This is a genomic window from Pelomicrobium sp. (assembly GCF_036803785.1).
Taxonomy (GTDB): Bacteria; Pseudomonadota; Gammaproteobacteria; order Burkholderiales; family UBA6910; genus Pelomicrobium.
Map to the genome: position 1 here is coordinate 1 of NZ_DAIRTR010000103.1, position 10,719 is coordinate 10,719.

A 10,719-nucleotide genomic window follows, 5' to 3' on the forward strand; every position below is an offset into this window, starting at 1 on the left:
CCTGCCGGGAGGGGCGGGGGATCCTTCCGGCTTGGGCCGGAAGAGCACCAGGATCCTGCCGATCCGCTGGACCAGATTGGCGCCCAGGGCAGCCTCCAGGGCTTGAGCCAAGGCGGCCCGCTCCTTCCGGTCTGCCGCGGTGAGGCGCACCTTGATGAGCCCGTGGCACGTGAGTTGCCGGTCGATTTCCGCCATCACGGCCGCCGACAGCCCGGCCTCGCCGGTGCGCACCACCGGCTTGAGCCTATGGGCTCGGGCCTTGAGAGAGCGCCGCTCAGCAGGGGTAAGCTCTGGCATGAGGCTTTTTTGATCAAGGTGTGCGATCTTAGCCCATGGCCCGCTCCAAGACCAGCAAGGCGTGGATGCAGGAGCATGTGTCCGACCCCTACGTGCGACGGGCCCGGGCTGAAGGCTATCGTTCGCGGGCGGCCTACAAGCTTCTGGAGCTCAATCGGCGCGACCACCTCCTAAGGCCCGGGCTCACGGTCGTGGACCTGGGGTCGGCCCCGGGGGGCTGGAGCCAGGTGGCGGCCGAGCAGGTGGGGGCTGCGGGCCGGGTACTGGCCGTGGACCGTTTGGAGATGGCCCCGATTCAGGGCGTGGCCTTCATCCTCGGGGATTTCCGCGACCAGGCCACCCTTGAGCGGCTTGCTGGCACCCTGGGCGAGCGTCGGGCGGATCTTGTGCTCTCGGATATGGCCCCCAACATAAGCGGTGTGCCCGAAGTAGATCAGGCTCGCAGCCTGGAGCTCGTTCAAGCGGTGGTGGAATTCTGCCAGGGCTATTTGAAACCGGGCGGCACCCTCCTAGTCAAAGTGTTTCAGGGGGCCGGGTTCGAGGAATTCGCGACGGGGTTGCGTAGGCGGTTTTTGAAAGTGGCCGTGCGCAAGCCCGGCGCGTCCCGCAGTCGCTCGCCGGAAGTCTATCTGCTGGCGAGCGGCTTTAGGGGACCCGCACGGGCCACGGAAGAGGGCGATTCGGTTTAGAATGTAACGGAGGGCCCGGGAAGGGTCCTTAAGCATCTTTCTTCAGGAGCAGCTTTGAATAACCTCGTTAAGAACATCGCTATCTGGCTGGTCATCGCTCTAGTGCTGATGACCGTGTTTAACCAGTTCAGCGCCCGCCAGCAGCCCCAGGCCCAAATGAACTACTCCCAGTTCATCGAGGAGGTGAAGGCGGGGCACATCGCCAAGGTGACCATCGAGGGGCGTACCCTCAAAGGGGTAAAGACCGACGGTAAGCGTTTCGTCACCTATTCCCCCTCGGATCCGTGGATGGTGAGCGATCTTCTCAAAAACGGCGTGATCATCGAGGCGAAGCCCGAGGAGGAGCCGTCCCTGCTCATGAACATCTTCGTCTCCTGGTTCCCCATGCTGCTGCTCATCGGCGTGTGGATCTTTTTTATGCGCCAGATGCAGGGCGGCGGCCGAGGCGGAGCGTTCTCTTTTGGCAAGAGCCGGGCGCGCATGCTGGACGAGTCCCAGAACACCGTCACCTTCGCTGATGTAGCGGGCTGTGAGGAAGCAAAGGAGGAAGTGGCGGAACTGGTGGAGTTCCTGCGCGATCCAGGTAAGTTCCAGAAGCTGGGTGGACGCATTCCCCGCGGGGTGCTCATGGTGGGTAATCCCGGCACCGGCAAGACCCTGCTTGCCAAGGCGATCGCCGGCGAGGCCAAAGTGCCCTTCTTCAGCATCTCGGGTTCCGACTTTGTCGAGATGTTCGTCGGCGTGGGCGCTGCCCGGGTGCGCGATATGTTCGAGCAGGCGAAGAAGCATGCTCCCTGCATCGTGTTCATCGACGAGATCGACGCGGTGGGGCGCCAGCGGGGTGCGGGCCTGGGCGGTGGCAACGACGAGCGGGAGCAGACCCTGAACCAGTTGCTGGTGGAGATGGACGGTTTCGAATCCACTTCCGGCGTGATCGTGATTGCGGCCACCAACCGACCCGACGTGCTGGATCCGGCGCTGCTCAGGCCCGGGCGCTTCGACCGGCAGGTGGTGGTGCCCTTGCCCGACATCCGCGGACGCGAGCAGATTCTGATGGTGCATATGCGCAAGGTGCCGGTGGCGCCGGACGTGCGTCCCGATGTGATCGCGCGGGGAACCCCGGGATTTTCCGGTGCTGATCTGGCCAACCTAGTAAACGAGGCAGCCCTCTTCGCGGCGCGGGCCAACAAACGGCTCGTGGACATGGAAGATTTCGAGCGGGCCAAGGACAAGATCATGATGGGCGCGGAACGTCGTTCCATGGTCATGCCCGAGCACGAGCGCAGGAACACCGCCTATCACGAGGCCGGCCATGCGGTGGTGGCCAAGCTGCTGCCCAAGACCGACCCGGTGCACAAGGTGACCATCATCCCCCGAGGCAGAGCCCTGGGGGTGACCATGCAGCTGCCGGAAGAAGACCGCTACAGCTATGACCGGGAGTACATCCTCAACAAGATCGCGGTGCTCTTCGGCGGGCGCATCGCCGAGGAAATCTTCATGAACCAGATGACCACGGGGGCGTCCGACGACTTCCGCAAGGCCACCGACATGGCCCGGCGCATGGTCACCGAGTGGGGCATGAGCGAGGTGATGGGTCCCATGGTATACGGCGAGAACGAGGGAGAAGTATTCCTTGGTCGTTCCATCACCACTCACAAAAACGTGTCCGAGGCCACCATGCAGAAGGTGGACCAGGAAATCCGGCGCATTATCGACCAGCAGTACGCCCTGGCGCGGCGGCTAATCGAGGAAAACCGGGACAAGGTGGAGCTGATGGCCAAGGCCCTCCTCGAGTGGGAAACCATCGACGCCGATCAGATCAACGACATCATGGAAGGCCGCCCGCCACGGCCGCCCAAGCCGGCCGTGGCCCCAGCGTCCGCGGGGGCCGCGGCCCACGACAACAAGCCCAGCGCTTCCCCCACCACCCGGCCGGCCCAGGAGGCTTGAGCGGGGAGAGGCGGCTGTCGGAGAGCAGGGAGGGTGGCATGAAGTCTCGCCTCCGGCCTGGTCTTCCCTTACTGTCCTTTCCCCGATGAACCGGTCTCTGCGCTGCGGCAGGTTCACGCTGGACCTTTCCCGCCCTCTGATCATGGGGGTGGTCAATGTCACCCCCGACTCCTTCTCCGACGGGGGGCTTTATCTCTCGGCCCAGGCCGCCATCGACCACGCCCGCCGGCTGGTGGAGGAAGGGGCCGACCTCCTGGACATCGGCGGAGAATCGTCCCGCCCAGGGGCCGAGCCGGTGCCGGTGGAAGAGGAGTTGCGGCGGGTGATGCCAGTGCTGGAGGCGGCGGTGACCCTGGGGGTGCCGGTGTCGGTGGACACCATGAAGCCCCAAGTAATGCGCGCCGCGATCGCTGCCGGTGCGGCCATGGTGAACGACATCATGGCGCTGCGGGCTCCAGGAGCGCTGGAGGCGGTGGCGGGAAGCGATGTGGCGGTATGCCTCATGCACATGCAGGGCGAGCCGCGCACCATGCAGGTAAATCCCGTCTACGGGGACGTGGTACGGGAGGTGCGCGACTTCCTAGCCGAACGGGTGGCGGCCGCTGAGAGGGCGGGCATCGATCGCAGCCGCCTCGTGGTGGATCCCGGCTTCGGTTTCGGCAAGGATCGCTCCCACAACCTGGCCCTCTTCCGCGACTTGCCCGTGTTCGCCGCCCTGGGGGTTGCGGTGCTGGTGGGGCTATCGCGCAAGTCGGTGCTGGGCAGGATCACCGGCCGGGACGTGAACGAGCGCCTCGCCGCGAGCCTCGCCGCCGCCGTGCTCGCGGTGGAGCGGGGCGCCCACATCGTGCGGGTCCATGATGTGGCCGCGACCCGGGATGCCCTGGCGGTCCTGACGGCCGTCGCCGGTACCACCTAAAAATACCCTCTAATGTTTTAAGGTTTTTTTACCTTTCCTTGTGCCCCTGAAGTAGGCGGTTCGCCGGAAAAGCCGGACGATTGTTCCCGGAAGGCGGGTGGGGTAGATTGATGCCGTTTGTCGGATCTGGGCGGCACGGCGTATGAAAAGAAAGTATTTCGGAACGGATGGAATACGGGGGCGGGTAGGAGAGGCCCCCATCACGCCCGACTTCGTGATGCGGCTGGGCTACGCGGCGGGTAAAACGCTGATCGCCCGCTCCTGCCTCCCCAAGGGGGAACGGCCGGCGGTGCTGATCGGCAAGGACACCCGCATCTCCGGCTATATGCTGGAGGCTGCCCTGGAGGCGGGCTTTTCCGCCGCAGGGGTGGACGTCATGCTCTCCGGACCCATGCCTACGCCGGCCGTAGCCTACCTCACCCGGGCCTTGCGCCTGCAGGCAGGGGTGGTGATCAGCGCTTCCCACAATCCTTACGATGACAACGGCATTAAGTTCTTCTCGGCCGATGGCTTCAAGCTCGCCGACGAGACGGAAGAAGCGATCGAAGCTGCCCTGGAAGAACCCATGGTCACCATGCCTTCCGCGGGTCTGGGAAGAGCGCGACGAGTAAACGACGCCCCCGGGCGTTACATCGAGTTTTGCAAAAGCACCTTTCCCAGCCGGCTCGACTTGCGGGGCATGCGGCTGGTGGTCGATTGCGCCCACGGGGCGACTTACCATGTTGCTCCCCATGTGTTCCATGAGCTCGGGGCGGACGTGGTGACCATCGGCGCCGAGCCCGACGGGTTGAACATCAATCGGGACGCTGGGGCGTTGTATCCCCAAGGACTTCAACAGGCGATTCGCGCGCAGGGGGCGGACCTGGGGATCGCGTTCGACGGAGACGGGGACCGGGTGGTGATGGCGGACGCGGAAGGGCGGCTTTACGATGGAGACCAGCTCCTCTACGTGATCGCCCTGTTACGCCGAGAGCTGGGAAACCTGAACGGGGGAGTGGCGGGCACCCTCATGACCAACTACGCCCTGGAGCGGGCCTTTGCTGAGCGGGGTGTCCCCTTCAAGCGGGCGAAGGTGGGGGACCGCTATGTGCTGGAGCTTTTGCTGCAGGAAGGATGGGAGTTGGGGGGTGAGAATTCCGGTCACATCATCTGCCTGGACAGGCATACCACTGGCGATGGCGTCGTCTCGGCCCTGCAAGTGCTCCATGCCATTCGCGGGCGGGGGGAGAGCCTGGCCGAGTTGACCCGGGAGCTTACCCTCTATCCCCAAGTCCTGGTCAACGTACGAGTGGAGCGCGGGTTCGATTTCCGCAACCACGCCGGAGTCCAGTCGGCGGTGAGGGAAACCGAGCGGCTTTTGAACGGGGACGGCCGGGTGCTGCTGCGAGCCTCCGGCACTGAGCCCGTCATCCGGGTGATGGTGGAGGGCCGCTCTCGGGAGCAGGTGACCCGGCTCGCCCAGAACCTGGCCGATGCAGTGCGGGAAGCGGCAGGCTGAACCCAACCATAAAATACGCTCGAATTCACTCGCTTATCTATATCCCGGGCGTTGGATGCCGGGAGCTCTCTTTCGTCACGAAACTGTAACCGAGCGGGGGTAGGATTTCGCCTGCATGCTTACGTAACTAGATGAGGAGAACGATTCATGCGCCTAGCGACTGGTTGTAAATGGCTCGGGGCAGTGGCATTTCTGGCGGGCTCCCTCGGCTCGGTGCCACTTTCCCACGCCGACATTGTAAAGATTGACGGCTCCAGCACGGTTTACCCCATCACGGAGGCAGTAGCCGAAGAATTCCAGAAGGCCACCAAAGGCAAGTACAAAGTGACCGTCGGCATCTCCGGTACTGGCGGCGGTTTCAAGAAATTCTGCCGCGGAGAAACCGACATCTCGAACGCCTCCCGTCCCATTCTTAAAAAGGAGATGGAGGATTGCCAAAAGGCTGGCATTCGCTACATCGAGCTACCAGTTGCTTTCGATGCCCTCACGGTAATCATCAACCCGAAAAACACCTGGGCTGAGGAGTTGACCGTGGCGGAGCTGAGGAAGATGTATCACCCGGATTCCCAGGGCAAGGTCACCAACTGGAAGCAGATTCGCGAGGGTTTTCCCGACGCGCCGCTCAAGCTCGCCGGCGCCGGGGCCGACTCCGGCACCTTCGACTACTTCACCGAGGCAGTCAACGGAAAAGCCAAGGCAAGCCGGGGTGATTACCTGGCGACGGAAGACGACAACGTGACGGTGCAGTTCGTCAGCCGCGACGTGAACGCCATCGGCTACTTGGGACTTGCCTACTACGTGGAGAACAAGGACAAGCTGAAAGCGGTCAAGATCAAGGTGGATGAAAAGAGCCCCGCGGTTGCTCCCTCCATCGAGACGGTCAACAAGGGCACTTATCAGCCCCTGTCCCGTCCGATCTTCATCTACGTGAGCGAGAAATCGTTGGCGAGGCCCGAGGTTCGGCAATTCGTCGAGTTCTACCTGACCCACGCAGGCAAGCTTGCCAAGGAAGTGGGTTATGTCGATCTTCCCAAGGCAGCCTATGAGCTCGCCATGCAAAACTTCAAGAACAGGAAGTTCGGAACTGCGTTCGGCGGAGAGGCCGAAGTTGGCGTGGCAGTAGAGGAGCTTCTCAAGCGCGAAGCCAAGCTATAACTGCCAGCCAGGAAAAGCCGGGGGAGCATCCCCCGGCTTTTTACTACCCCGCACCGTCTGTCATAATTACGGCCTGCCTTTCCGTCGTCTTATGAGCACTGTGGCTCCTGCGACCCCAGAACAAGCGGCGGCTGCCCAAGCAACCAATCGCCTGCTACACCGGCGCTTCCGAAACCTCAAGGAGCGGGCCATCGAATTCGCCCTGTTCCTGGCGGCGTTCTCTGCCGTCGCGACCACCGTTGCCATCGTGGTCATCTTGGTCTACGAATCAATCGGCTTCTTCGAGCAGGTCTCCCTCGTCGAATTCCTCACTGATACCCAGTGGACACCGCTTTTTACCGAGAAGCATTTCGGGATCCTCCCTTTGCTTTCCGGGACTGTGGTAGTGGCGGGTGTGGCCTTGGCGGTGGCGCTCCCCCTGGGGATCGTGATCGCTTTATATTTGAGCGAGTTCGCGCCCCATTCCGTGCGAGAGGTGGTAAAGCCTTTTCTCGAAATGCTCGAGGGTGTGCCCACCGTGGTCTTCGGCTATTTTGCCCTGCTGTTCGTCACACCCCTGTTGCAGAAGTTTATCCCCGACTTGCAGGGGTTTAACATGCTCGGTCCCGGCATCGTCGTCGGGATCATGATCATCCCCTACGTCTCCTCGGTATCCGAAGATGCGATGCGGGCCGTGCCCATGGCCATGCGTGAAGGTAGCTTCGCCATGGGAGCGACCCGATTACAAACGGCTTTGCGGGTGGTGCTGCCGGCAGCGACCTCTGGGGTGGTTGCGGCGTTCGTGCTCGGCATATCGCGGGCAATCGGAGAGACCATGGTGGTGGCCATCGCCGCCGGGCAGCAGCCCAACTTCACCTGGAATCCGATGGAGCCAGCGGCGACGCTGACCGCCTACATCGTGCAGGTGAGCCTTGGCGATTTGCCCCACGGCTCGCTCGAGTACCAGACCATCTTCGCCGCGGGCTTGACGTTGATCATGCTGACCCTCGGATTCAACGTGCTCGGACATCTCTTGCGCCAACGTTTCCGCGAGGCTTACTGATGGCATATCCGCACCCGCGAGACTTAGAAGCGATCCGCCGGATGATTGGCCGTCGCAAGCTGGGGGATCACCTGTTTGTGCTGCTTGGGATCTTGGCCACCATGGTGGGTGTGGTGACTTTGCTGGCACTGTTCGTTGATCTGCTGATCGACGGGGTGCCCAGGATCTCCTGGGAATTCCTTACCAGCTTTCCGTCGCGCCGGGCCGAACAGGCGGGTATCCTCTCGGCGTGGGTTGGCACTGCCCTGGTGATGCTGGTCACTCTTTTTGCCGCCGTTCCCCTCGGCGTCGCGGCGGGAATCTATCTAGAGGAGTACGCCCCCAAGAACTGGATCACGACCCTGATCGAAATTAACGTGACCAATCTGGCCGGGGTTCCTTCTATCGTCTACGGCTTGCTCGCGTTGGGGCTGTTCGTCTACGCGCTGGGATTCGGACAGAGTATCCTGTCCGCGGGACTGACCCTCGCGCTCTTGATCCTCCCGGTGGTCATCGTGGCCACACGGGAAGCAATCCGCTCCGTCCCGCAAGCCATCCGCGAGGCAGCCTATGCGGTGGGCGCCACCAAGTGGCAGGTGGTATCGGATCACGTGCTGCCGTATTCGTCGGCAGGTATCCTGACCGGCGTGATCATCGGGCTCGCCCGGGCGATCGGGGAGACCGCGCCGGTCATCACCATCGGCGCCTTGACCTTCATCGCCTTCCTGCCGCCCGCGCCCATCTCCAGCGCTCCCCCGTTCGTCAACTTCGAGTGGCTGTTCTCCCCGTTCACTCTCCTTCCGATCCAGATGTTTAACTGGGTGACGAGGCCAGAATCCGCGTTTCAGGTGAATGCGGCAGCGGCCGGTGTCGTGCTCATCGTCATGACTTTGCTCATGAACGCCTTGGCGATCTATCTACGCTACCGGATACGCCAGAAGATTAAATGGTAAGGAGGAGAAACGCCTCGATGACGGTCATGACCCCGCCCCCTGCCGGCACGCCGATCAAGGCTGAGGTGCGCAATTTCAATTTCTATTACGGCACCTATCATGCTCTCAAGAACATCAACATGCCGATTGCCGAGCATCAGATTACGGCACTCATCGGCCCCTCGGGCTGTGGCAAGTCCACTTTCCTGAGGTCGTTCAATCGTATGCACGATCTCTATCCGGGAAACCGGTACGAAGGCGAGATCCATCTGCGGCCGGACAACGTGAATATCTTGAGCCCTAGGGTGGATCCCATCGAAGTACGGATGCGCATCAGCATGGTGTTCCAGAAGCCTAATCCCTTTCCTAAGTCGATCTACGAAAACGTCGCCTATGGACTGAGGGTGAGGGGCGTGCGCCAGAAGGCGGTACTGGACGAGAAGGTGGAAGAGGCGCTGCGCAGTGCAGCGCTGTGGGAAGAGGTCAAGGATCGCCTGAATGATTTAGCGTTCAACCTTTCGGGCGGCCAGCAACAGCGGCTGTGCATTGCCCGGGCCCTGGCCACGGATCCCGAGCTACTTCTGTTCGACGAGCCCACGTCCGCTTTGGACCCCATTGCCACGGCCAGCATCGAAGAGCTGACTGCAGAGCTCAAGAAAAAGGTCACGATCCTCATCGTCACGCATAACATGCAGCAGGCGGCCCGCATCTCCGATTACACCGCCTACATGTATTTGGGCGAGCTGATCGAGTTCGGCCCGACTGACGAGCTGTTCATCAAGCCCAAGAACAAGCAGACCGAGGATTACATCACGGGGCGGTTCGGCTAAAGCGCCGAGCCACGGCCGCAACCCCCTGATATTTCCTCTGGCACCCCCGAGCGACGGGGCGAGAACCCACCTCGCCATGGCCTGATCCCATTGGAGCCGTCTCCTTCTCTCGAGGTCCCTAGAAGGGTCTTCACGGCATTTTGGTTGACCCTATCTAGCTGAGCAGGTAACATTTCTTAGTTTTGAGGGACGGGTCTGGATGCGCCGAAAGCTCGTTGCAGGCAATTGGAAAATGCACGGAAGCCTGGCCGAGAACCGGGCGCTGTTGGCAGCCCTCGTGCCCGCGACGCGGGGGCTTGACCGGGTGGACGTGGCCGTGTGTGTTCCGTTCCCTTACCTCCAGCAGGCCCAAGAGCTGCTGTCCGGCACCCACATGCTGTGGGGGGCACAGGATGCTAGCCGGCACGCGAAGGGGGCCTTCACCGGCGAGGTCTCGGCCCAGATGATTGCCGAATTCGGCGCCCGCTATGTGATCGTCGGCCACTCGGAGCGCCGCAGCTATCATGGTGAATCGGACGCGCTGGTGGCGGCCAAGTGCCAGGCGGTGCTGAACGCCGGGTTGACCCCCATCGTATGCCTGGGAGAGCGGCTGGAGGAGCGGGAGCGGGGCGAGACCGAAGCGGTGGTGGCCCGCCAGCTTGAGGCGGTGATGGACAGCCTGGGCGTTGCTGCCTTGAGCGGTTGCGTTCTCGCCTACGAACCCGTGTGGGCGATTGGCACCGGCAGGACGGCGACGCCCGACCAAGCCCAGGAGGTCCACGCCTACCTGCGCCGCCGGGTGGCGGAGCGCGACGGTGCGGTGGCCGCTCGCCTCACCCTTTTGTACGGCGGCAGCGTCAAGGGCTCGAACGCCCAGGCCCTGTTCTCCATGCCGGACATTGACGGGGGGCTGATCGGCGGCGCCTCCCTGGTGAGCGAGGAGTTCATCGCCATCTGCCGCGCCGCCCAGGCGTAGACGAGGCAAAGCGTGCGAATCTTGATCCTGGTCATTCACGTGCTCGCTGCTGCGGGTATCATCGGGCTGGTTTTGCTCCAGCACGGCAAGGGCGCCGACGTGGGGGCGGCATTTGGCAGCGGCGCCTCGGGTAGTCTATTCGGCGCGACTGGCTCGGCCAATTTCTTGAGCCGCACTACAGCGCTCTTGGCGGTGGTGTTTTTTCTGACCAGTATGGGTCTTGCTTATCTGAGCGGTCAGAAGGCCGAGCGTCAGGGTGTCATGGCCAACCAGCCGGTGCAGAGCAAGCCGGTGGCGCCGCCCGCTGAGGTCCCGGCGCCGGGTTCGGAGGCCTCTAAGGCGAAGGAGATACCGAAATAGGGGTTGCGGGTGGCGGTGCCCGAGGCCGGGATTCCTGACCTGGGCGGGCCATCCGACCTACGTAATAACGATGCCGCCGACGTGGTGAAATTGGTAGACACGCCGTCTTGAGG

General features: G+C 62.7%; 11 protein-coding genes. 10 read left to right on the forward strand and 1 reads right to left on the reverse strand.

Features of this window, described 5'->3' with window-relative positions; all coding sequences use genetic code 11:
* On the reverse strand, positions 1–297 hold a 297-nt coding region (gene yhbY / locus V7Q81_RS11685; RefSeq protein ID WP_333843467.1), incomplete at its 3' end, for a ribosome assembly RNA-binding protein YhbY.
* Between the two features lie 35 nt (positions 298–332).
* Between yhbY and V7Q81_RS11690 the strand changes: the two genes are divergently transcribed.
* The 10 genes from V7Q81_RS11690 to secG all read left to right on the forward strand — a co-directional run bounded on the left by V7Q81_RS11690 (position 333) and on the right by secG (position 10,606).
* Complete coding sequence (locus tag V7Q81_RS11690) at positions 333–986, forward strand: RlmE family RNA methyltransferase (protein WP_333843469.1); 654 nt, start codon at positions 333–335, stop codon at positions 984–986.
* Between the two features lie 54 nt (positions 987–1,040).
* Positions 1,041–2,936 carry an ATP-dependent zinc metalloprotease FtsH gene (gene ftsH, locus V7Q81_RS11695; protein ID WP_333843471.1) on the forward strand — a complete coding sequence of 632 codons (1,896 nt, stop codon included), beginning with the start codon at positions 1,041–1,043 and terminating at the stop codon, positions 2,934–2,936.
* Positions 2,937–3,021: 85 nt separating this feature from the next.
* A complete protein-coding gene (folP, locus tag V7Q81_RS11700; protein WP_333843473.1) occupies positions 3,022–3,855 on the forward strand; it encodes a dihydropteroate synthase in 834 nt (277 codons plus the stop codon).
* A gap of 142 nt (positions 3,856–3,997) precedes the next feature.
* Positions 3,998–5,353 (forward strand): phosphoglucosamine mutase, encoded by a 1,356-nt coding sequence (glmM, locus tag V7Q81_RS11705; RefSeq protein WP_333843474.1) that lies wholly within the window; start codon positions 3,998–4,000, stop codon positions 5,351–5,353.
* A gap of 147 nt (positions 5,354–5,500) precedes the next feature.
* On the forward strand, positions 5,501–6,508 hold the full coding sequence (locus tag V7Q81_RS11710) for a PstS family phosphate ABC transporter substrate-binding protein (protein ID WP_333843475.1): 1,008 nt from the start codon (positions 5,501–5,503) through the stop codon (positions 6,506–6,508).
* Positions 6,509–6,599: 91 nt separating this feature from the next.
* A complete protein-coding gene (gene pstC / locus V7Q81_RS11715) occupies positions 6,600–7,550 on the forward strand; it encodes a phosphate ABC transporter permease subunit PstC (RefSeq protein WP_442954826.1) in 951 nt (316 codons plus the stop codon).
* Positions 7,550–8,482 carry a phosphate ABC transporter permease PstA gene (gene pstA, locus V7Q81_RS11720; protein WP_333843476.1) on the forward strand — a complete coding sequence of 311 codons (933 nt, stop codon included), beginning with the start codon at positions 7,550–7,552 and terminating at the stop codon, positions 8,480–8,482. The genes pstC and pstA overlap by 1 nt, the downstream gene beginning before the upstream one ends.
* 17 nt (positions 8,483–8,499) lie before the next feature.
* Positions 8,500–9,291, forward strand: a complete 792-nt coding sequence (gene pstB, locus V7Q81_RS11725) for a phosphate ABC transporter ATP-binding protein PstB (RefSeq protein WP_333843478.1) — start codon at positions 8,500–8,502, stop codon at positions 9,289–9,291.
* Between the two features lie 199 nt (positions 9,292–9,490).
* Complete coding sequence (gene tpiA / locus V7Q81_RS11730; RefSeq protein WP_333843480.1) at positions 9,491–10,246, forward strand: triose-phosphate isomerase; 756 nt, start codon at positions 9,491–9,493, stop codon at positions 10,244–10,246.
* A 12-nt stretch (positions 10,247–10,258) separates the two neighbouring features.
* Positions 10,259–10,606, forward strand: coding sequence for a preprotein translocase subunit SecG (secG, locus tag V7Q81_RS11735; RefSeq protein WP_333843482.1), 348 nt, complete (start codon positions 10,259–10,261; stop codon positions 10,604–10,606).
* The last annotated feature ends 113 nt before the right edge of the window (positions 10,607–10,719 follow it).